The 20,869-nt window shown below is 50.4% G+C and carries 18 protein-coding genes and 1 riboswitch; of the genes, 4 read left to right on the top strand and 14 right to left on the bottom strand.

Annotated features, from left to right (window positions below; all coding sequences use genetic code 11):
* Nucleotides 1–2: 2 nt before the first annotated feature.
* The 11 genes from ACETK5_RS23440 to ACETK5_RS23390 form a co-directional block, all read right to left on the bottom strand.
* The gene (locus ACETK5_RS23440; protein ID WP_100540087.1) at nucleotides 3–905 is read right to left on the bottom strand and encodes an ABC transporter ATP-binding protein; all 903 of its coding nucleotides are present in this window, start codon (nucleotides 903–905) and stop codon (nucleotides 3–5) included.
* A gap of 6 nt (nucleotides 906–911) precedes the next feature.
* The gene (locus ACETK5_RS23435; RefSeq protein WP_100540086.1) at nucleotides 912–1,313 is read right to left on the bottom strand and encodes a GntR family transcriptional regulator; all 402 of its coding nucleotides are present in this window, start codon (nucleotides 1,311–1,313) and stop codon (nucleotides 912–914) included.
* A 73-nt stretch (nucleotides 1,314–1,386) separates the two neighbouring features.
* A complete protein-coding gene (locus tag ACETK5_RS23430) occupies nucleotides 1,387–2,088 on the bottom strand; it encodes a hypothetical protein (RefSeq protein WP_394058154.1) in 702 nt (233 codons plus the stop codon).
* Between the two features lie 864 nt (nucleotides 2,089–2,952).
* Complete coding sequence (locus ACETK5_RS23425) at nucleotides 2,953–3,417, bottom strand: DUF420 domain-containing protein (protein WP_326118781.1); 465 nt, start codon at nucleotides 3,415–3,417, stop codon at nucleotides 2,953–2,955.
* A gap of 24 nt (nucleotides 3,418–3,441) precedes the next feature.
* Nucleotides 3,442–4,350 carry a cytochrome c oxidase assembly factor CtaG gene (ctaG, locus tag ACETK5_RS23420; RefSeq protein ID WP_394058152.1) on the bottom strand — a complete coding sequence of 303 codons (909 nt, stop codon included), beginning with the start codon at nucleotides 4,348–4,350 and terminating at the stop codon, nucleotides 3,442–3,444.
* A 99-nt stretch (nucleotides 4,351–4,449) separates the two neighbouring features.
* Nucleotides 4,450–4,773, bottom strand: coding sequence for a cytochrome C oxidase subunit IV family protein (locus ACETK5_RS23415; protein WP_071222061.1), 324 nt, complete (start codon nucleotides 4,771–4,773; stop codon nucleotides 4,450–4,452).
* 3 nt (nucleotides 4,774–4,776) lie between these two features.
* Entirely contained in the window at nucleotides 4,777–5,397 is a 621-nt protein-coding gene (locus ACETK5_RS23410) for a cytochrome (ubi)quinol oxidase subunit III (protein WP_009590523.1), read from the bottom strand.
* Nucleotides 5,394–7,241 (bottom strand): cytochrome c oxidase subunit I, encoded by a 1,848-nt coding sequence (gene ctaD, locus ACETK5_RS23405; protein WP_371860473.1) that lies wholly within the window; start codon nucleotides 7,239–7,241, stop codon nucleotides 5,394–5,396. The genes ACETK5_RS23410 and ctaD overlap by 4 nt, the downstream gene beginning before the upstream one ends.
* Nucleotides 7,242–7,327: 86 nt before the next feature.
* Nucleotides 7,328–8,377: a cytochrome c oxidase subunit II gene (gene coxB, locus ACETK5_RS23400; RefSeq protein ID WP_100540082.1), complete on the bottom strand. Its 1,050-nt coding sequence runs from the start codon at nucleotides 8,375–8,377 to the stop codon at nucleotides 7,328–7,330.
* A 436-nt stretch (nucleotides 8,378–8,813) separates the two neighbouring features.
* Nucleotides 8,814–9,563: a type I methionyl aminopeptidase gene (gene map / locus ACETK5_RS23395; RefSeq protein ID WP_394058149.1), complete on the bottom strand. Its 750-nt coding sequence runs from the start codon at nucleotides 9,561–9,563 to the stop codon at nucleotides 8,814–8,816.
* A gap of 269 nt (nucleotides 9,564–9,832) precedes the next feature.
* Nucleotides 9,833–10,021, bottom strand: a complete 189-nt coding sequence (locus ACETK5_RS23390; protein ID WP_006208082.1) for a hypothetical protein — start codon at nucleotides 10,019–10,021, stop codon at nucleotides 9,833–9,835.
* A gap of 384 nt (nucleotides 10,022–10,405) precedes the next feature.
* Here ACETK5_RS23390 and ACETK5_RS23385 point away from each other — a divergent pair, with 384 nt between their 5' ends.
* From ACETK5_RS23385 to ACETK5_RS23370, 4 genes are all read left to right on the top strand, one after another.
* Nucleotides 10,406–11,449, top strand: a complete 1,044-nt coding sequence (locus ACETK5_RS23385) for a serine hydrolase domain-containing protein (protein ID WP_394058146.1) — start codon at nucleotides 10,406–10,408, stop codon at nucleotides 11,447–11,449.
* Nucleotides 11,450–11,615: 166 nt separating this feature from the next.
* A complete protein-coding gene (locus ACETK5_RS23380) occupies nucleotides 11,616–11,894 on the top strand; it encodes a transposase (RefSeq protein WP_100540079.1) in 279 nt (92 codons plus the stop codon).
* 64 nt (nucleotides 11,895–11,958) lie between these two features.
* Complete coding sequence (locus ACETK5_RS23375; RefSeq protein ID WP_394058144.1) at nucleotides 11,959–13,920, top strand: electron transport protein; 1,962 nt, start codon at nucleotides 11,959–11,961, stop codon at nucleotides 13,918–13,920.
* Nucleotides 13,921–14,019: 99 nt separating this feature from the next.
* Nucleotides 14,020–14,358, top strand: a complete 339-nt coding sequence (locus ACETK5_RS23370) for a DUF4870 domain-containing protein (protein ID WP_100540077.1) — start codon at nucleotides 14,020–14,022, stop codon at nucleotides 14,356–14,358.
* A gap of 237 nt (nucleotides 14,359–14,595) precedes the next feature.
* Here ACETK5_RS23370 and ACETK5_RS23365 read toward each other — a convergent pair whose 3' ends face one another.
* The 3 genes from ACETK5_RS23365 to ACETK5_RS23355 all read right to left on the bottom strand — a co-directional run bounded on the left by ACETK5_RS23365 (nucleotide 14,596) and on the right by ACETK5_RS23355 (nucleotide 20,822).
* Complete coding sequence (locus ACETK5_RS23365; protein WP_100540076.1) at nucleotides 14,596–15,957, bottom strand: nucleobase:cation symporter-2 family protein; 1,362 nt, start codon at nucleotides 15,955–15,957, stop codon at nucleotides 14,596–14,598.
* A gap of 40 nt (nucleotides 15,958–15,997) precedes the next feature.
* Nucleotides 15,998–16,567 carry a xanthine phosphoribosyltransferase gene (locus tag ACETK5_RS23360; protein WP_009593434.1) on the bottom strand — a complete coding sequence of 190 codons (570 nt, stop codon included), beginning with the start codon at nucleotides 16,565–16,567 and terminating at the stop codon, nucleotides 15,998–16,000.
* A 145-nt stretch (nucleotides 16,568–16,712) separates the two neighbouring features.
* A riboswitch (purine riboswitch) is annotated at nucleotides 16,713–16,813 on the bottom strand.
* 166 nt (nucleotides 16,814–16,979) lie between these two features.
* Entirely contained in the window at nucleotides 16,980–20,822 is a 3,843-nt protein-coding gene (locus ACETK5_RS23355; protein WP_394058141.1) for a stalk domain-containing protein, read from the bottom strand.
* Nucleotides 20,823–20,869 lie beyond the last annotated feature (47 nt).

Below are 20,869 nucleotides of genomic sequence, written 5' to 3'. Positions count from 1 at the left end.
TCCTAGTTCTGCACGTTGGCAGGAATGTTTCCGTCAATCCATAATCGAAGCACTTCATCCAGCTCCAGGGAACGGGTCTGAATGAACGGGATGCCTGCAGACTGCAGGATCTTCTCCACTTCCAAGCATTCCGTTGTTATAAAAGAAATCGTAGTCGCTGTCTCTTGTTTGCAGCTCAGAATACCCGGCAGCTCCTCGGCAATGGAGGTATCCCCTTGGATCCAGCACTCCTTCCAGTTATCCAGGAGCGAATCCTTCTCCACCATGCCCAGCAGCTTCCCATGATGGATGAGAATGACGTAGTCCGCCAGACGCCGAATTTCATCTACCACATGGGTGGAGAGCACAATCGTTGTATCCATGGACTTCATCACTTTCTGCAGCTGATCGATCATCAGCTTCCAAGCGAAAGGATCGAGGCCGGAAGAAGGTTCATCCAGGAGCAAAAACTTGGGCCTAGGGGCAAGTGCAGCGGCGATCTCAAACTTGCGCCGTTCCCCTTTGGACATCTTGCGAAGTTTTACGCCTCGCGGGACATCGAACCGGGATAGCAGCTCATCGAAAAAATAACCGTCCCAAGTGTCATACCAGGATGCGCGAAAGCTGGCCGCTTCGTCCGCCGTCATATGCTGTTCCTCTACGCTCAGCTGTTCGGGTACGAATCCCATTTGTTTTCGAATGGAGATCGGAAGCTCTCTCGGGTGAGATTCACCGAACCAGGTAATCTCCCCTTCGTCCGGAAACACGGTCTGCATCATCATGTTCAGCAGCGTGCTTTTTCCCGAACCATTAGGTCCCACAAGGGCAACGATATACCCTTGAGGGATCGATAATTGGATCGGACCGATGGTTTTCGTTTTCCGTCGTTTTATGACATTACGAAATTCAATAACATGCGGTTCCATGGAATGTTAGCGACCTCCTTTTGCGTCATATTTTTCCCGAACAACTTCCATGAACATTTCTTTCAATTCATCTTCATTAAATTGAACGGAAAGCCCTTTATCCACTGCTATCCTTAACGCCTCAATCACCGCGTCGCGTTTATATTGTTCACGGGCCTGGTCGCCGACACCAGCAACAAAAGTTCCCGTACCTTGTCTCGTTCGCAGCAACCCTTCATTCTCAAGATCCTGATACACCCTGCGCACCGTAATAACGCTACACTTCAGATTCCCGGCAAATTCCCTAATGGATGGCAATAACGTTCCCTCCTCGATCTGACCGCTAATAATGAGCGAGCGCAGCTGTGTTTCAATCTGGTGATATAAAGGCTCTGCGCTATTTTCATTGATCTGTATCAGAAGTCGCACCTTTTACCACCTCGCTTTTCTTTGTACATAAACCCGTGCCATTGCATGCCATACGGATTCATCTCCATAGCCTTCATGATAAATCCCGGGTCTGCTGCCGAATGTAGGTTAATTTGCTCATAAGCAGCATAGCCGCCAGTCCAACAATCAGCGATCCCCACATGACCGGAGATAACAGGCCCCATTTCATGGAGGCTCTCACAAAGAACCCAAAAATGCTGTAGCCCAGCAAGCTAAGCATAACGGCCGTTCCGGAGGTTAGCGACATCACCAGAAGGGAATTCCCGAAGTACCTCTTACCACTGCACATATGTTCCCAGTAAATATAGGGTCCCGTTATTAAAAATCCGATGCCGATCCAGGTCAGTACAAATGCAATATAGCTCGGGAAATCCATTGCGGCTCTAATATGATTGCCTATCGCATAAATGACTCCAAATAATACGATGCCGTTTATGACAAAAGCGATCAGCGAGTACATGATCCGGCTTACGAAGATGGCCGAGGCCGGTACCGGTATACTCCGGTAAAAATACAGCATCCGGGTGTACGAATCCTCGTTCAGATACCGGAAAGACCTCCTGCTAAATAGAAACCCCAACAACGGAGCGTAGAATACCAATAGAAAGTCAATCAGTGGGTTGATGTACTCATTCAAATGTTCAAACTGATTGTCAATGATAACGCTTGTGGCAAATCCCATATACACCATAAACAGCATGGTCCATACCATTTGCAGCTTGTCGCTAACGAAGTCTTTCTTTACGATCTTCATCGCATTATGGAAAACCTGTTGCAATGCGTCTCACCCTTTCATTTCTTCATATATTCATTTTGTTATCATCGCAGTTTAAGTTTTACTGTGCTTAGTGTGATTACTGTGCTCACTGTATATATCTTTATACACAGTATATGGTGTGTATATAAACAGTGTCAATAGAAGTTGTAAAAAAATTCCCGTCAGAAGCTTCCTGTCGGGTGCCACCCTCCCTTGCCGCGGCTCATTCAAGAGCTTCTCTGCACAAGGGGAGTGTAACCGTGGAGGAGACCTGGCGTTCGCCTTTGAAACCGGGAAACAACCCTCTCATCTCATCCCAGTTTCCTGGTTTCAACAGCGACCGGAGCGGTTACACTCCCCCACCTCTGCCCTCACACTCTAAACACCCGTCAGAGGCTTCCTGCCGGGTGTTACTCTCCCTTGCCGCGGCTCATTCAAGAGCTTCTCTGCACAAGGGGAGTGTAGCCGTGGAGGAGACCTGGCGCTCGCCTTTGAAACCGGGAAACAACCCTCTCATCTCATCCCAGTTTCCTGGTTTCAACAGCGACCGGAGCGGATTCACTCCCCCACCTCTGCCCTCACACTCTAAACACCCGTCAGAGGCTTCCTGTCGGGTGCCACCCTCCCTTGCCGCGGCTCATTCAAGAGCTTCCCTGTGCAAGGGGAGTGTAGCCGTGGAGGAGACCTGGCGTTCGCCTTTGAAACCGGGAAACAACCCTCTCATCTCATCCCAGTTTCCTGGTTTCAACAGCGACCGGAGCGGATACACTCCCCCACCTCTGCCCTCACAATGCTCCTGAATGAGCCGCCACTCAAATAAAAAACACCCGCCAGATTTCTCTGACGGGTGTTCTCCCACGCTTACATTCCAAATATCACTTTCCACACAGGCTGGGTATGCCCGCCCGGATATAACAGGTATAGCAAGGTATACACGGCTACGCCGGTAATGGCGGTAAAGAACCAGATGATCGACGTGACTCTGCCCCACTTGCGGTGCTTGGAATACTTCTCCTTAAAGCCGAGGGTCAATGTCGTAATTCCGAAGACCGCGGCTACGGTAGCCAGCACAATGTGGAAGACCAGGAATACCTGATAATACGGTTGCAGATCATCGGGCCCCCCCCATGACGTGTTGCCGATGAATACGGTGCGCGAGGAATAGATGATAAAGAAAATGACGGCGGCGATGGCCGCCCAGATCATCACTTTCTTGTGGGCTTCGCGCTTCCCCTTAATAATAAGACCCCAGCCAATCGCTACCAGCACGGCGCTGATGACAATAAACGTTGTACTGACCGTGGGAAATATAAAAAACCAATCCATATGGATCCCCCTTCAATAATCCTCTTACGCCTGATTGAGCTTGCCGGGAGGAATCTCGCTAGGCAAAGGATCGTCTTCCTGATTTTCTCGTTTGTACCAATGAAAGAACACATAGGCCAGCATCGAGGCAAAAATGATCTCTTGGAAAAACTTCATGATGATCCCGCCTACCCGCTGGTCAATCGCAGGCTCCAGATAACCGAAGAACTCAGGTCCGCCAAATTGGCTGAGCAATGCCGAGGTATCGCCAGCCACGCAGTATCCCATCGCCTTTGCCCATACCACCGGATCGCTGTACGTTGCGTACATCGGCTCGCTCGAGAATATAATGAGCGCACACGCCGGAGTTAACAATACCATGTTGAGAAAGATGTATCCCATTTTCAGAAGACCTGAGGACTTGTCCTTCTCCGGAATCGGGTTAATGATAGCCCACCACATCAACATTGAGGCGATGAACAGGATCAAATAGTACAAGCGGTGCACCCAGAAGTTCAACATGACAAAGTCATGGATAACCGGGACGTGATAAAAAGAAAACAAACCGTTAAACAGAACCGCAGCAACGATCGGACGCGCAAGAAAACCGAGCTTCTTAAACGGGTTGACCTTATCGAAGGCACGCCACATCCAGACAGGAATACCCAGAATCAAGAGCGGCATCGCCATTAAATAGGACATGGCCATACTGACCATATGAAACGAGAACATCGTATGTCCTAGCAGTTCAATAGGTCCACCCTGCGCAAGATAGAACGTAAGCATACCGCCTACAAACAGTGTTTTCCTTCCTGCGGAAACTGGAGCGCTCCCTTCGAATCTACTGCTCAGCGGCCCGGTCAACAGGAAGTAGCCTGCTGTTACGAGCAGCATAAATGCCAGGAACAAGGGACTCCATTTATCTGCAAAACTAAAATATTCTAAGCCCAGCATGCAAAAACCTCCCCTTAACGGGTAAAATTCTGTCGAAATTGTGACACCTTCCTACGATTTAAAAAAAGAGGGGGCTGAAGAGCCCACCTCTTTTTCATTTTACCACCAAACCCAGAACAGTGCCATGACAATACAGGTACTAGCTACGAAGAAGCCGCCAATCATAAACAGGATTGGCATCAGATGCCCTTTGTCCTTCAAGTGCATCCAGTAACCCATTTGCACGAACACCTGCAGCACAGCCATAACCAGCAAAATGATGATCGTAAATGCTGTGTTGATGCCACCGGCTGCGACAGCCGCAAAAGCAATCGCAGTCAGGACAATGGAGAAAATAAAGACAACAATGTGTTTCTCAGGGCCTTCCACACGATGGCGGTGTTTAACTGTAGGCCCCTCATTAGATTGTTGATTCGCAGTCATTCCTTAGCCCACCTTTCCAAGAAGGTATACGACCGAGAAGATGAACACCCATACAACGTCGATAAAGTGCCAGTACATGGCAGAAACATATACCTTAGGTGCTGTAACCACGGTTAACCCTTTTCTGTACAGCTGAGCGATCAACAGGCTGATCCACACAACCCCGAAAGCAACGTGGGCACCGTGGAAGCCAACCAGCGTATAGAATGCAGACGAGAATGCACTCGTCTTCATGTTAAACGATTCATGCACAACATATTCATAGAACTCATAAATCTCAAGGCCAAGGAACCCAAGACCCAGAACAACGGTTACGATCAGCCACAACTTCAGCTTCTCGATATTGTGACGGTGGAGCGCCTGAATGGCGAACACACTGGTCAAGGAACTGACAAGCAATATCAGCGTTGCTGCTGCCGTAATCGGCAGAGAGAACAGCTCGGCTGCGGTTGGGCCTTCGTTGTTCTGCCCGCGAAGCGCCAGGAACGTTGCAAACAACGTACCGAAGAGCACGGCCTCTCCACCGAGGAAGAGCCAGAAACCAAGAACCTTATTACGGCCTTCGAGTGTTGCCTTCTCCGGCTCGTGAGGAAGTTCGCCGTTTACATGTTCAGCGTGACTCATGCTTTACCCTCCCCTTCCAGTTCTTCAACTTCGATGTGATATCCATGATCATCGTACAGGGAACGAGCGATCATTGCCGCGAACGTAATCAGAAGACCAACAATCAGAACGATATATTTATTGAAGATTAAGCTCATGAACGAATTCGAGAAGTCCTCCGTGCTAAACATGAAACCAAGACCCGCGATAAACAGACCCAGTGACATCACAAACGGAAGGATACTTGGCGAAGGCATGTGGATCGGACCCACCGGTTCGGATGGTGTCATCTCTTTATTGCCTGCCATCTTCTCTTTCCAATAAGCGTCAATGCCGCGAACAAGCGGAATTTGCTTAAAGTTGTACTCTGGCGGTGGAGAAGGAATACTCCACTCGAGCGTACGGCCATCTTCCCATGGATCGGCCGGAGCACCAACCGGTTTTCTCGAAGTAATCACAACGTTTGCCAAGAAGGCCAAAACGCCGATTCCCATCAAGATTGCGCCGATGGTACTGATAAAGTTAAGCTCGTCAAAATTCTGGTTCGGCAGATATGAGACAATCCGCCGTTGCATACCGAGCAATCCAAGGAAATGCTGTACGAAGAATGTCATATGGAAGCCGATGGCGAACAACCAGAACGTCCATTTTCCAAGCGTTTCGTTCAGTACGCGACCGAACATTTTTGGCCACCAATAATGCAATCCGGCAAACAAACCGAATACCAGACCACCAACGATAACGTAGTGGAAGTGAGCTACAACGAAGTACGTATCATGGAACTGGAAGTCTGCAGGAGCAGATGCCAGCATGACGCCGGTAACCCCACCCATAACGAAGGTCGGTACGAAACCGATCGCGAACAGGTTTGCACTGGTAAAGCGGATTTGACCGCCCCACATCGTAAAGAGCCAGTTAAAGATTTTGATACCGGTAGGAACGGCAATCAACATCGTTGCGATGGAGAAGAGCGCATTCGCTACAGGTCCAAGACCCGTCGTAAACATATGGTGAGCCCAAACCATGAAGCCCAAGAAGGCGATCAGGATGGTTGCAAATACCATGGAGCTGTATCCGAACAAACGTTTACGGGAGAATGTCGGAATAACTTCGGAGATAATACCGAACGCCGGCAAAATCAGAATGTAAACTTCAGGGTGACCGAAGATCCAGAAAATATGCTGCCACAATACGGGACTACCGCCAGCCGCAACATCAAAGAAATTGGCACCGAGCAAACGGTCAAAGCTAAGCAATACGAGACCTACTGTAATTGCAGGGAATGCAAACAGGATCATGGCCGATGTAATGAAAGCCGTCCATGTAAACATCGGCATTCTCATGAAGGACATTCCAGGTGCACGCATCGTTATGATGGTAGCCAGGAAGTTGATACCACCGATCAACGTACCCAGACCTGCAATCTGAAGACCTATGGTATAAAAGTCTACACCGTGCGTGGACGAGTAGTCATTTGTGGAAAGCGGTGTATAGGATGTCCAGCCCGCATCAGGCGCGCCGCCCATAATCCAGCTAAGATTGAGCAAAAGTCCACCGAACAAAAACGTCCAAAATCCAAGCGAGTTTAAAAATGGAAATGCGACGTCACGTGCACCGATCTGAAGCGGAATAACCGCGTTCATCAAGGCGAAGATAACTGGCATAACGCCAAGGAAGATCATTGTCGTTCCGTGCATTGTAATCAATTCGTTAAATACTTGAGCCGATACCAGATCGTTCATCGGCTTGATCAGCTGCAAGCGAATCAGAATCGCTTCAATACCGCCAATCCCGAAGAAGAAGCCGCCCGCTATCAGGTATAATATCCCGATTTTCTTGTGGTCAACGGTTGTAAGCCAATCCATTAACCCCGTGTAGCGTTTGACGCTATGGCTTTGAGCATGAGCGTGAGCCAAGGTTTGTACCCCCTTTTAAAGTTCTTGCTGCTGTATTAATAATCCAACTTATAATTGGCCAAGTAATCGGCAATCTGCTCGATTTCTTCGTCACTGAAGCCGAGATCCTTCGGATTAGGCATCGTGTTGCCAGGTTTTACAGCCTGAGGCTCCATCAGCCATTCCACCAGGTTGTCTTTCGTCGGCTTTGTGCCTGGTTTGCCGCTTATGTCGTTCAGCAAGATACTCGCAATCGTCTCACGTGATCCAATGCCGGTCAGGTTAGGACCCATGGCTCCGCCTTGGTCGCCCACAGCGTGGCAAGAAAGGCAGTTGGTCTTGAATTTCTCGGCGAGTGCCGCATCGGCAGGAAGCACAGCAGGTTCTTTAAATGCCGCAACCCATTTGTCAAATGCCGCATCGTCAACCGCTTTCACCCGGAATTCCATGAAGCCGTGAGAAGGACCGCACAACTCTGCGCATTTACCAATGTATGTATCTGCTTTGTCAGCAACCAGAGTCATGTAGTTAACGCTGCCTTCTGTGTTTGTATCCATCTTGCCGCCGAGCGATGGTACCCAGAAGGAGTGAAGCACATCATTCGTTTTTAATTGGAAAGCAATTTTCTTGCCTACAGGAATAACCAGCTCTTGAGCGGTTCTTACGCCGTAGTCTGGATAATTGAACTCCCACCAGAACTGGTGAGAAGTAACTTCCACCTTAACTGCATCTGGATTGTTCCAGTCGTTCTCTCCATAAGCAAATACCTTTTGAATAGTAGGAACTGCAAGCACGAGTACCAAGAGCAGCGGAATCGCCGTCCAAATAATCTCCAGCTTATGGTTACCTTCTACTTGCTCAGGAATTTCATCTTGTCCCTTCTTTCGACGGAATTTAACAAGCACGTATGCGGCGATTCCAAATACCACAACCATTACGACGATCATAATCGAAATGGAGAGCTTAATTAAATCCAGTTGACCTTGTGCTACCGGACCTTGTGGTCTTAAGACCGACAAATCCTCTCGGCCGCAGCCGGATAACACCAAAGCAAACATGGCCATCAAAGGAAGAAGACGCTTTACAGCCTGCCACCGTTTCATCATTGATCTACCCCACTTTTCCGATTTTCGTAGACTACCATCCGGCGCAAACAGCGGTAATCTACCTGCACAATCACGGATGAAGTAATCCTGTCAATTAAAGCAATCACTTATTAAATATAAGTTCATGGGTTGCTTTTGTCAATCATTCACAGGGAGTTCACAAATTGTTCGAAAAGTCGTCAAAGTCGCGCCATTACTGATTTTGCAATCGCTTTCAAACTGTATCTCCCCTCCTGTGACCCATCATTCGACATTCTTCACACCCCGTCAGCGACAGCCTTCATAGCTATATATACAGTCATTTCCGCCTTTTTGAATCTATATGCAGCCTTCCCCCATTTATCTGGACACCCATGCTATAAGGAGGTGTTCTTCGAAAAGCCCAGACAGCCTCACGAAGAAAACCTCCTATTATTATGGTATATTTTTCGGAATCTTAATCCGTCAGGATAACCGCTTCTCCACGCGTAATGGCAATCGTATGCTCATACTGGACACCCACCGATCCATCCGCACTGGAAATGGTCCAGCCATCATCCCCCCAGAACACGGCGCCCGAGGGGCCCAGGGTAAAAACGGGTTCGATGGTAATGACCATTCCTTCCTTGAGTTTGAGTCCCCTTCCGGGAACTCCATAGTTCGGCACATCGGGCGGCTCGTGGATGGCACGGCCGATGCCATGACCGACAAGCGATCTAACGATCCCGTAGCCTTCCCTTTCGGCAACCTGCTCAATCGCATGACCCACGTCGCCCAAGGTTGCACCGTGCCGGGCGGCCTCGATCCCTTTAAACAGGGCTTCATGGGTGTGTTTCATCAGCCGGCTTACTTCCGTTGAAACCCTATCTACCGCATAGGTCCAGCCGGAGTCCGCCAGCCACCCGTTCTTATTCACCACCAAATCAATGGTCACAACATCCCCGGATTCCAGCGGCCGCTGGTCGGGGAATCCATGGCACACCACCTCGTTGACCGAAGCACAAGTTGCGTATGGAAATCCTTTATATCCTTTTTGCTCGGGAAAAGCCCCGTTCTTCTCCAAAAACCTCTCGACCCTGGCATCGATCTCACCCGTCGTGATCCCCGGTTTGATGACTTTCGCTATTTCACGGTGACACGCAGCCAATATACGTCCCGCCTCGCGGATATATCCGATTTCTTCCTTCCGTCTGAGCTGTGTCCTCACATCTGTCCACTCCCTTATATCCTTTACGGATCGATTGCTAACAATATATGTAGGGACCGATGCAAAATACCCCTAGGAAATGGACTTTCGAGGAAGTATGAGCCTGTTGACTTAAAAGAGACAGGCCAACGCAAAAAAACCGTTTTCGGGACATTTGTCCCAAAAACGGTTTAACCATAAACTCTAAATGGTTCATATCATTAGTCATTAACAAGGTGAAGATGCGATGCGTGTTGGTGATATTTCTATAGACCAGGTGCTGTTACAGGTTACGAAACGGAGGAATTCAGCTTGCCAAGTTCATGCTCAACAACAAGAGTAAGCTCTTCTTCATAGCCCCCCATAATATGGTACTTCCGGACATACTCCTTTACAAATTTTTTCGGATCTTTAGGCCGGAAAATTCGTGTCATTTCCCGCAGACTTTCCTTAACCTCATTGTGACCTTTCGTTGCCATGATGGATCCCTCCCAAAACGTGTGGAATAAAATTACTCCGTTTAAAGAGAATGCCGAAAAGATCTACCTCATTAAGTTGAAGCCATATTGCAGTTCTTACGGTGACCATTAGGTTGATATTCAGCAACTTACCAATGCACCTGACACTATACATACCCTAACAGCATGCAACTGAATCATTAATATATTATATCATATTCTTCTGTTTGTTTCATCTTTCCCAAAAAATGTTTTCTTGTGCTATGTTTTTTCATCAGGTCATCCTTTGTGCCCGGAATTGGTTAAGATACATTCAAACGAACCTCCCGCCGACTCCAGATATCAAGGAATACCACAAATTGATACTCAGAATATATATTCAAATACAAGGAGGCCTTACAGATCATGACGAACTCACAGTCGATCCTGCACTCCCCCGTCGATTTAGGCTCACCTATTCCTGCTGATCCTCAAGAAGCAGGGCTTCGCCCTGATACGCTTGATCAGGTCGATCTGATCATTCAGAAACAATATCCGAAAATGCGCAGCTTTCTCCTGCTCCATGCCGGCAAACTCATCTACGAACGCTATTACAACGGTCATGGCGTTTCCTCGCTGAATGATCTCAGGTCGGCTACCAAAAGTTTTACGTCGGTGTTATGCGGCATCGCCCGCTCACGCGGCGAATTGCCTGATCTGAATTCCTCTGCAATCGATATCTTCAAAAGATATGTTCCCGAACGAGCCCATCCGCTATTGCAAAAGGTTTCCCTTCATCATCTGCTGACGATGACCTCAGGCTTTGCATGGCAAACCGGTAAAAAGCTAGGGGAACCGCTCATTCACCGATTCCACCGCAACCAAAAATGGACAAGCTTCGCGCTATCCCTTCCTGTCATTGAACAGGAAATGGGCCTCTTTCAATACCGGAGCACGGATTCCCATCTGCTCTCCGTAGCCATTAGCGAGGGTACCGGAATGGACGCTTACGCCTATGCCAGACAACATTTATTCGAGCCGCTCGGGATTCGCCATGCTGCCTGGTCCCCAAGCCCCGAGGGCCACAGCATGGGTCACGTCGGCCTCTGTCTCACCTCCCGCGACATGGCCAAATTCGGTCTTTGCTGCCTGAATGGAGGACGGTGGCAAGGCACCACGCTCATCCCGGAATCATGGCTTAAGCAAGCACTCGCTCCACAGGTTAAGGGCTATCCCGGCTTTGGCGATTACGGATTCCAGTGGTGGACCGGCATTCAGAACGGGACTCCCTTTGCGCTTGCACACGGCCATGGAGGACAGCAAATCTACCTTTTCCCCCAATTGGATACGGTTGTCGTATTTACAGCCGACAGCAAAGTCAGCCGCTGGAAGAACCCGCGGTTTCTGCTGGAGCGCTATATTCTTGATGATTTAAAATCAAAACCCGCTGCGTCACCGCCATACAATTGAAAGATCCTCAACTTCTGCCCTTCCCTACACCAGGAGGAGGATTCCGTTCTTTCCCGAGTCCGTAATCTGACTTACATGCAAATTACAGCGGATAGTACCTCCTCTTTCTGGTTACTTTATGCGATATGAATCATTTCTAAAATCAAGCATGAGAGGAGCATGTGACATGTCCGGTAAAGACAAGGATCTCCACCCTATTTCCCGAGAAGAGGTTGAAGTAGACGGAACATACACGAATGAATGGGGACGGGAGGAATATTTGAAACGAGGCGACGAATTCCCGTTCGATCCGCAGAAGGGCTCCACGGAGTGGCGGCTGGCGGAGTATGATTTTGAAAACCACCATCGAGGCATGACAGATGAGCGTCTTGTTCCGAAGGAAAAAGGTCCTGATAAACAGGTGAATGCCGAATCTCCGCTGCGGCATGATGTGGAAGTAGATTAAAGCCCTTGCATATCGGCAGTGAAGAGATGATTCATCAGACCTGCTTATAAAAGGGTGATATGACATGCGAATACCGAAACGGTTTCTGTTATGGCTGATCCCGATCGCCATCGTAGGAGCCCTATGGCTTATTGCTTACATCGTGGAGCCGGAATACGCCTATATACCGCCGGCACATAAATTGGAGAATACCACGCAGCTTCAAGCCCAGCAAAGAGGTTTCATTCGCCAGTATGATATCTGGGGCAAATCGCTTACGGTTCCCGGTACCGCCCTTCAGGATCAAGATCCCCGTTTAACAGCCGCCAATGGCGCGGTGGAGGTGACGAAAGAACTGCTTGCTTTAGGACGCCGTACACTGTATGAGGAGTCCTTTGGCAATGAGGTATTCCTAACCGATATTTTGGGGATAGTCGACGGTCCGATGAAGCTGAAGAATGTTGCCAAAGCCCTCGCGGAGTTGAAGGGAAAGGGAACCACCAATTTACGAGTCGAACTTGATCAGGATGTCACCGTCGGCGGCAAGTCTTTCCGTAAGGGGGACAAGATCGATACTGGCTTTGATGTAGCCAAGGGAGCCTATGCCCCCGTTGGCATCACGTTTAAATATGCCGAAGGCAAAACCCGGATCGGCGTTAGCTGCATGGCCTGCCATGCAACTGTCAACCGTGAGACGGGAATGATCGTCGAGGGTGCGCCCAACTCCGACCTGAACCTCGGTTTAATGCTGGCGCTGGCGCCGAATAGCGCGGCATATTTCACCCATACGGACGTTGCGAACCTGGTGGATTATGTAAAGAACGAGCAGCGTACGGTTGTTAACTCCAAAGGAAAAACCGAAGCGCTGCCGGATCCCGCCCTGCTAGAGAAAGCCGTTGACGAAAATCTGGTCAAATGGATGCCCGGCACTTTCGATACAACCGTGGATCTGGTCAGCGACGTAACCCAAATTCCCGATATGTTTACGAAGGGCGATCACCCCTACAGCTGGAGCGGCTTCGCTACCGTGGGACCCTTCAAGGGACTTAGCACCTTCAGCAACAATGTTCACGCCCAAAACACGGATACCCTGAGTCAAACCGAGGTTAGCGAACCGTTATGGGGGATCGACAAAGAGATTTATGTGGGCACCATTCTGCAAAATGCAGCCCATCGTAAGTTTCGCTATGATCCGAGCAGCGGGCTGAAGCCAACCGAATTCTTTAACCGGCTGGATCCCAACCCCGGAACCCCCGGCGTGAATGAGGCAGTTAAGATTCCAAACTTCCCGAAAGTTTCAGCCATCGCACCGAACGGGCTGTACATCAGCTCGCCGGGATTCAAAGCCGGGGAGCAAGTGAATGCCATGTCCGCCTATCAAAATACCATCCGTCCGCCTGAAACTGATCCTAAGGAAACCTCCGATGCCAAGACAATCAACCTCGGAGCGGAAGTATTTAAAAAGGCGCAATGCATCACTTGCCACGCTGGCGGATTCTTTACGAATAACCGCATTATGCGCGCGGCTGAAATCGGTACCGAGCCTGCAAGGGCCAAGGCTTTCCAGCGTACGCAGAACGTTTTTGGCGAAGCGGAGTTCTACCCGCCCGATACGCCTGTGCCGATCCCACCGGACGCCAAGATAACCAAAATCCCGCTGGACGATATCGACCCCGAGCAGATCGAGTTAGGTTTCGGCCATAAACCGTCGGACGGCGGTTATAAAGTCAAAGGGCTGATCGGTCTTCGATGGTCCGCACCGTATTTGCACGACGGTGGCGTGGCGGTCGGGCCTAACCTGACGCAAACCGGCGTAACGCAGACGCTTATGAAAGGGATTCACCCGGACCCTTACAACAGCCTGAAAGCCCTGATAGACCGTAAGCTGAGACTGCAGGTCGTCGAGGCGAACCGCAAGGATTCAAGGCTGAGAGACACCCATGTCACCGGTCAGGGACATGAGTATTGGGTCGACGAAAGCAGCGGGTTCACGCAGGAGCAGCAGGATGCTCTCGTGAAGTATCTGCTGCAATTAAAAATGAAATAAGTTCGGGATTTAACCATCATACTTTGTCCCATCGGCTCATAAGGTAAGGTATAAAGCTTGCCCTACCCCAGAACCGGTCTAAGACAAGGAGTTGATGAGATGTCCCCTTTCAAATCGTCCACAGGACTTCCCGAGAATCTGGCGGCTACGCTGTGCTATCTTTTTCCCATGGTCGGAGGAATTCTGTTTCTTTCATTAGAAAAGAGAAGCCGCTACGTCATATTTCATGCTCTGCAGTCCTTGCTGGCCTTTGGCGTCCTGGCTGTCGCTCACCTGCTGTCGAGCGCGGTGCCCATCATCGGCCTTCTGGCCTCCGCCCTCCTGGCGCTGGTCGGCGTCTTGATGTGGCTGGTGCTTATGGCCAACGCCATTCAGGGAAAATGGTTCAAGCTGCCCTGGATCGGCAATATTGCAGAGAAACAAATGCAGCGCGTATAAAGCTTGGGGAACTCACTTAAAAATGGCTGCCTCCACTCTAGGGAGGCAGCCATTTTGGGTTGGAACCTATGGAACCGGATCAAAAAAAAGGCTATCAACGTCCTTTCCTTTTCCAGAAGACCACCTCTAATCGCAGAAATTATTCTTGCGAGATAAGGAGGGTAAGCTCCTGTAGTTGATACTGTCTTATCTTAAAAAAAGCAGCCGGAGGTTATCCGGCTGCTTCAGGAGCATTAGTTATGCAGCATGCCCTTCTGCTGTTTCCCCTTGATCTGTGCGAGTGGGCTTCGTATTTCTCAAACCATTGAAGATCAGGTTCAGCACAATCGCTGTCAAGCTGCCTGCCACAATGCCATTATCGGCAAGAATACGCAGATTGTCAGGCAGACTCGCGAACAGACCCGGTACGGTTGTCACACCCAGGCCCATGCCGACGGAACACGCGATAATGAACAGATTCTCGTGACGGTTAAGGTCTACCTGATCTCCTAACATCCGAATACCGGAAGATACAACCATGCCGAACAGGGCTACCATGGCCCCACCGAGAACCGAAGTCGGTACCAGCTGCGTCATAGCCGCAATCTTCGGAACAAATCCGATCAAGACCAGCAAGCCCCCCGCCACAACGATCACGTCGCGCGTCTTCACACGGCTCATCTGAATCAGACCCACGTTTTGAGAATATGTGGTATAAGGGAACGAATTGAAAATACCGCCTACCACAATCGCAAGGCCCTCCGCACGGTAACCACGGGACAGATCTTTAGAGGTGATGTCACGATCCACAATTTTGCCAAGCGCCATAAATACGCCCGTCGATTCGGCAACGCTGACAATCGCCACCAGAATCATTGTCATAATCGGAACGAGCTTAAACTCCGGCGTACCAAAAAAGAAGGGCTGCGGAGCACGGAACCAGCCAGCTTCGCGCAGCGGGGTTAAATCCACTCCACCGTAAAATGCGGCTACCACGGTGCCTAGAATAAGACCCAGAAGCACTGAAATTGAACGCAAGAAACCTTTGGCAAACCGATTCATGATGATAATGAAGGCAAGAACGCCGAAGCCAAGGGAAATGTTGAGCGCACTGCCGAAATCCTCGCTGCCTTGACCGCCGCCAAGGTCATTCAAGGCTACGGGAATCAGCGTCAAACCGATAATCGTAACAACAGAGCCTGTAACGACAGGCGGGAATACCTTAATCAGCTTACCGAATAAGCCAGAGAACAGAATGACAAATAAACCGGAAGCGATGATCGCTCCGTAAATGGCCGACATCCCGTGCTGCTGTCCGATAATGATCATCGGACCTACGGCCTGAAATGCGCAGCCGAGCATGACCGGAAGACCGATACCGAAGTACTTGTTGCCAAATACCTGCAGCAAGGTTGCGACCCCGCATGCAAGCAGGTCGATGGCGATGAGATAAGTCAGCTGCTCCGTCGTTAAGCCGAGCTGCCCGCCAACGATAAGCGGTACGATGATAGCCCCTGCGTACATCGCCAATACATGCTGCAAACCCAGCGAAAAGGTTTTACCCGGACTCCGATTTTTATCAAAAATCGGTTCTTGCACCGCTTGTTTCTGTTGTTCCATGGCTTCTTGATTCCCCCCAATAAATTGTTAGACTTTCGGTCTATGCGAATGTCACTACGCCATCTTCAAGTGATGCAATCCGTACGAGCGATTCTACCCGATAACCCGCTTCGGCCAGCAAGCGTCCTCCTGGTTGGAACGCTTTTTCAATGACGATCCCGATGCCTACTACTTCGGCACCCGCCTGCTCTACGATTCGGGCAAGCCCGAATGCCGCCTCGCCGTTGGCAAGGAAGTCATCGACGATCAGCACTTTATCGCCAGGCTTGATGAATTTTTTCGCGACCGTAATTTCGTTGGTCTCCTGCTTGGTGAAGGAATACACCTTCTCCACGAATATATCCTCACGGAGGGTCAGCGACTTCTGCTTCCGTGCAAAGATGAGAGGCACTTCCATCTCAAGGGCGGTCATAATGCCGGGCGCGATGCCGGAGGATTCAATGGTCAATACACGAGTCACGTTCGCTTCCTTAAACAATCGCGTAAATTCCTTTCCCACCTCTTTCATCAATACCGGATCCATCTGGTGGTTCAGGAACGAATCCACCTTAAGTACCTGTCCGCTTAATACAATGCCTTCCTCTTTCACTTTGTTCTGCAGTAATTGCATGATGCTCCCCCTTAAAATTTGTTCACATTCCAAGCAAAAAAGCCCACTTCCTCTTTTCACCGATTCGCCGGGAAAGAAACAAGTGGGCATAAGCAGCAAAAACGCACCGTGAGCCATAGAGATCAAATGGAAATGACCTGGCTTGTCCGCTGCTGCTATAACCCGTAGTCCAATCATTTCCGGTGATCGGGTAGAGACATGCAGGCCGATTCCTGCACCTATACGAGAAAATGTATGATATCCAAATTCCTTAGAATGCTTACGTGTAAATGTTATATTTCCGAATGAATGAAGTATAACGCATTCTTCATGAAAAAATAAAGTGAAAATTTACGGAAATAATAAACGGCTGGTCAATTAAAACAAATAAAAGGCTGCCCCATATGTTTCATGGGACAGCCTACAAGGCCATTTAATTTGTTAGCACAACGTTTATGATCCATTCCAGAGGATCACCGATGGGCATTGATACATCGCCGTTTATATCAACCAGCTGGATACGGAGCGTATAAGTCCCGACATGAGCTTGCTGCCAGCGGAACAAGATATCGCTCCCATTCCCTTCCAGCTTCATGTCGCCAGCGGTTAAACCTGCGTTCACTCGGTATACCCCATCACTATCGGGAGTTGCGATCTCATACCCCTCCGTCGGAATCGTTCCCGGCTCATGCGGCTTCATTCGGAATCCGAGTACGCCCAGACTTACCGGCTGACCATGGTCATCGAGTATCGTCAATTCATAGCCAACCCGGGTATCCTCGCTCAGTCCGTACGCCTTGGAATAAAATCCCCAATACATATCAAGGGCTGCCGGAAACGGCCCTTCGCCAACGAATTCGAATTGCGAAAAGGGACTGACCTGGATGGAACGGACGCTTTCTCCAAGCGGTGTCAATGAATCGTCTTTCATCTCCAACAGCTCAATCTTCTCCGTATAGCTGCCCGGCTCCAGCAGTTCGGCATAGAACTCCAGCGGAGTATCCGGCGAAGCGACCTCGCTTAACTTAAAGCCGGTACCATCAACAGACTGCAGCGTAAAGCTACCCTCTGCGTTGGATTCCACCGTCTGCTCGCCATGACGGACAGGCAGACCCACGACCGGACTTCCATCCCTTGTCAGCGTCACCCTGACTTGAACTTCCAGGTCATCGGCCAAGCCTTTCGTCTCGAAATGAATGGAGCCAAAATAATTGTCCGGGCGGGCCGACAGTTCACTGCTCATATCATCGCTATATACAACCTTCACGAAAGGATCGGTCCCCGGCGGCTCCGTCGTAGGAGGTTCCGTTACCGGAGGCTCAGTCACTGGGGGCTCGGTCACGGGCGGACCGGTTACAGGCGGAGATACGCTGCCTCCGGATCCTGAGCCGCCGACCGGATTAACCGGCGTCGGCTGCCGAACGCCTTTCTCCTGCTCCGCTTCTTTCTTGCCCTGGAGAAAACGTGCCTTCTCCTCTGCGCTTAAGGATTGAAGAAGCTGCTCTTCAGCCTTCCTTTTCATTTCTTCCTGTGCTTTCCTGTTCGCTTCATCCTGCTGTTTCTTCTGCTGCTCGATCTTAGCCAGCATATCGCCGAGATGCTGCTGCAGCTGATCCAGCAGATCCTGCTGTTGATCTTGCTTCTTCTTAACCTCTTCCTGCTTACGCTTCAGTGCTTCCAAGCGCGCCTGCTCCAGAGCAGGGTCGAGTCCGGCTTGTTTATCCAAATCTTTCACTTGGCCAAGATCAAGCTTCTTCTCCGAATCCCGGTTTGCTTCTTTAATAAGTTTATCTAATTCCTCTTTGCTTACTTTCTTCTTATCAAGAGCCTCTTTGGCAATGTTTCCGATAATTTGATCCAAGTTATTTGTGATTCTTGACAAATCCTCCGGCGATTTCATATTCAAGTCCAAATCCCCGGTTCCGCTTTGTCCGGACTGTAATTCTTGCCGCTTCTTCTCGAGGAACTCCTCGTTCTCCCGGTCGATGTCGTTCTTATTCTTAATGAGCTGAGCAATGATTTCCGGCGAGGCGTTCCCAATCAAATCCTCAATATCGATGAATTGTACAGGGGGCCGTCCCGCTTGTGAACCGCCTAACGTTATTTGTTGCGTAGGACTAATCGTGACCGTGCCGGATGGCAGGGACCCTTCTGTGCCTGTCGGCACCATCGAAGAGCTTACTTTCCCGCTAGCCGTCACTACGTTTGTCATTCCTGTTAAGGGGTTGACGGTGATTATAAAATGCGTGCCTCGCACGTTATTCGTCACATAACCAGACCGCACTTCGAAACGATCCCTCGACCGGGTCAGGTCGGTTACATCATAGTAAGCCTGCCCCGCCTCAAGATTCAGCCGAGTTACGTTGGAGATACCAGCCTTGCGAAGCTGTTCGGCCACCAACGTTGTGTCATTGCCTAAAGTGATGACATCGTCCGTATCCAGGATCCGAAGCTTGGCGCCTCCCGTGCCGGAGCCGGTAACAATTTCATCGTCTTCGCCCAGCATCATCCCCTTGTAGGCATCCACCTGCGCATATCCGCCGTAACGGATCTTGGCCGAACCGGTGATGTCCACGATCTGCATGCGTCGAGGAGTAAAGTTCGAAGTGCTGAAGCTAACGTCACCCGGCTTCGTTTCTCGTTCAGCCAAATCCCGGATGATAACCAGCTTGTCACTGGCGTTCCATTGGACATCCTTGCCCATCAGCTCGGCCACCGCTCGCAGCGGAGCCATCATCTGACCGTTGGCGATATACGGCTCAACTTCCGTCTCCGCTCTGGAAACTTCTTTGCCCGCCTGATCCCGGGTCATATTGGGATCTCCGGCTTGCACCGTGATGACATCCTCGCCAAGGGCTAATGTCATTTCCTTATTCTTGGCATCATAACTCAAACGGGTTCCGAGCAGCGTGCCTAACGTTCTGACAGGCACCACGATCTGGCCCTGTTTCATAACGGCCAAGTCGCCCAGTTGGGCCACCTGATCCGCGTAAGCTGCGCTGATCCCTTGGCTTGGCTGCCAGGCATCAGGCGTCTTATAGCCGGACCATGCCCGGACGGCCCCATTGCGTTGGTCCGCGATGAACAGCTCCCCACTATCCGAAGCGACCCAAATATCCGCCAGCGCGTTGAATCGGATCTCGCTTTCAATTCCATCCGCGTAACCTCTGGTTCCGCCGGCCATGGTGATTACGCTTTCGCCTTTCAGTTGACGCATGGCATGATTATGGGAATCTGCAATGAGAAGCCCATCATCCGCGCTCCATGCCAGTCCCCGAGGCGAGTTGAAGCGGGCTGCACCCGCAGCTCCGTCCAGATAGCCCGGATCTGCATATAACGCGTCCTTGGCGTAGACATCGGATGACGGACCGCTGCCTGCAGCCGTCGAAACGGTCCCTTTTCCGAAATCGATATAGCGAATCGCGTGATTGCCCGAATCGCTGACATACAAATTGCCTTTACCGTCAAGCGCGAGACCTGCCGGCTCGTTAAATTGCGCCTCAGCAAGCGATCCGTTCTTGTAGTCCCCTGCCAATGCGATGACTCCGGCGCGAACCTGAACAGTTCGGGTGGACGGGCTGCCAATGGTCGTTACTTCCCCATCCGGAGAGATCCGCCGAATCACGTGGTTCAGCGTATCCGCCACATACAGAATGCCGTCCTCGGTAACCGCAACGTCCTGAGGCTCGTGGAACAAGGCATCTTGAGCCTTGCCGTCCTTCAGCCCAATCCGTCCGCTGCCCGCTATGGTAGTCACTTTGCCATCTTGATCGATTTTTCGAATCGCATGGTTGCCTGAATCGGCTATGTACAATTGCCCCTTTCCATCCACCGCAATCCCGGATGGCCGGTTAAAAAAAGCAAGCTCTCCCTGGCCATCCAGCAGGCCGCCGATCGGGAGTCCCCCGCCGTCGCGCTTGTTGGACAAGGATGCCCCTGCCAGAATGGTACTCTGCCCGTCCTTAATTCTACGGATGACATGATTCGCCGTATCAGATACGACAACGGAGTCATCGGGCAGCCAAGCTACGCTGCCTGGTTGGCGCAGTCCTTCTGTAGCCAATGACGAAGATAGACCAGCCACTTGATCGGGCCCTCCGGCAATCGTAATGGATTGACCCATAGGCAATCCGTTGCTGGCAACGAGCCCCTCTTTACTTGGAATAGGCGCCGTTGATGCTGCTGCCTTAGCTTCGCCTGCTCCCCCAAATACACTCCCCGCAAGTACAGCGGCTAATGCCATCATTCCAATCTTTCTAAACCTAATCGATACCACCCCATTAACCCCCCCTACACACAAAGTGTTTTATCTAGCAAAGATCA

Source organism: Paenibacillus ilasis (genome assembly GCF_043195395.1).
Classification (GTDB): Bacteria; Bacillota; Bacilli; order Paenibacillales; family Paenibacillaceae; genus Paenibacillus_AQ; species Paenibacillus_AQ lautus.
This window is presented reverse-complemented; position numbering and strand designations above follow the sequence as displayed.

Excerpts from the sequence above, each read along its gene's own strand:
- ACETK5_RS23425 (WP_326118781.1), bottom strand. The coding sequence starts at position 3,417 with ATGGATTGGTTTTTTATATTTCCCACGGTCAGTACAACGTTTATTGTC.
- ACETK5_RS23370 (WP_100540077.1), top strand. The coding sequence starts at position 14,020 with ATGTCCCCTTTCAAATCGTCCACAGGACTTCCCGAGAATCTGGCGGCT.
- ACETK5_RS23415 (WP_071222061.1), bottom strand. The coding sequence starts at position 4,773 with ATGACTGCGAATCAACAATCTAATGAGGGGCCTACAGTTAAACACCGC.
- ACETK5_RS23360 (WP_009593434.1), bottom strand. The coding sequence starts at position 16,567 with ATGCAATTACTGCAGAACAAAGTGAAAGAGGAAGGCATTGTATTAAGC.
- ACETK5_RS23390 (WP_006208082.1), bottom strand. The coding sequence starts at position 10,021 with ATGGCAACGAAAGGTCACAATGAGGTTAAGGAAAGTCTGCGGGAAATG.
- ACETK5_RS23440 (WP_100540087.1), bottom strand. The coding sequence starts at position 905 with ATGGAACCGCATGTTATTGAATTTCGTAATGTCATAAAACGACGGAAA.
- ACETK5_RS23380 (WP_100540079.1), top strand. The coding sequence starts at position 11,616 with ATGTCCGGTAAAGACAAGGATCTCCACCCTATTTCCCGAGAAGAGGTT.
- ACETK5_RS23385 (WP_394058146.1), top strand. The coding sequence starts at position 10,406 with ATGACGAACTCACAGTCGATCCTGCACTCCCCCGTCGATTTAGGCTCA.
- ACETK5_RS23410 (WP_009590523.1), bottom strand. The coding sequence starts at position 5,397 with ATGAGTCACGCTGAACATGTAAACGGCGAACTTCCTCACGAGCCGGAG.
- ACETK5_RS23430 (WP_394058154.1), bottom strand. The coding sequence starts at position 2,088 with ATGAAGATCGTAAAGAAAGACTTCGTTAGCGACAAGCTGCAAATGGTA.
- ctaG (WP_394058152.1), bottom strand. The coding sequence starts at position 4,350 with ATGCTGGGCTTAGAATATTTTAGTTTTGCAGATAAATGGAGTCCCTTG.
- ACETK5_RS23375 (WP_394058144.1), top strand. The coding sequence starts at position 11,959 with ATGCGAATACCGAAACGGTTTCTGTTATGGCTGATCCCGATCGCCATC.
- coxB (WP_100540082.1), bottom strand. The coding sequence starts at position 8,377 with ATGATGAAACGGTGGCAGGCTGTAAAGCGTCTTCTTCCTTTGATGGCC.
- ACETK5_RS23365 (WP_100540076.1), bottom strand. The coding sequence starts at position 15,957 with ATGGAACAACAGAAACAAGCGGTGCAAGAACCGATTTTTGATAAAAAT.
- ctaD (WP_371860473.1), bottom strand. The coding sequence starts at position 7,241 with ATGGATTGGCTTACAACCGTTGACCACAAGAAAATCGGGATATTATAC.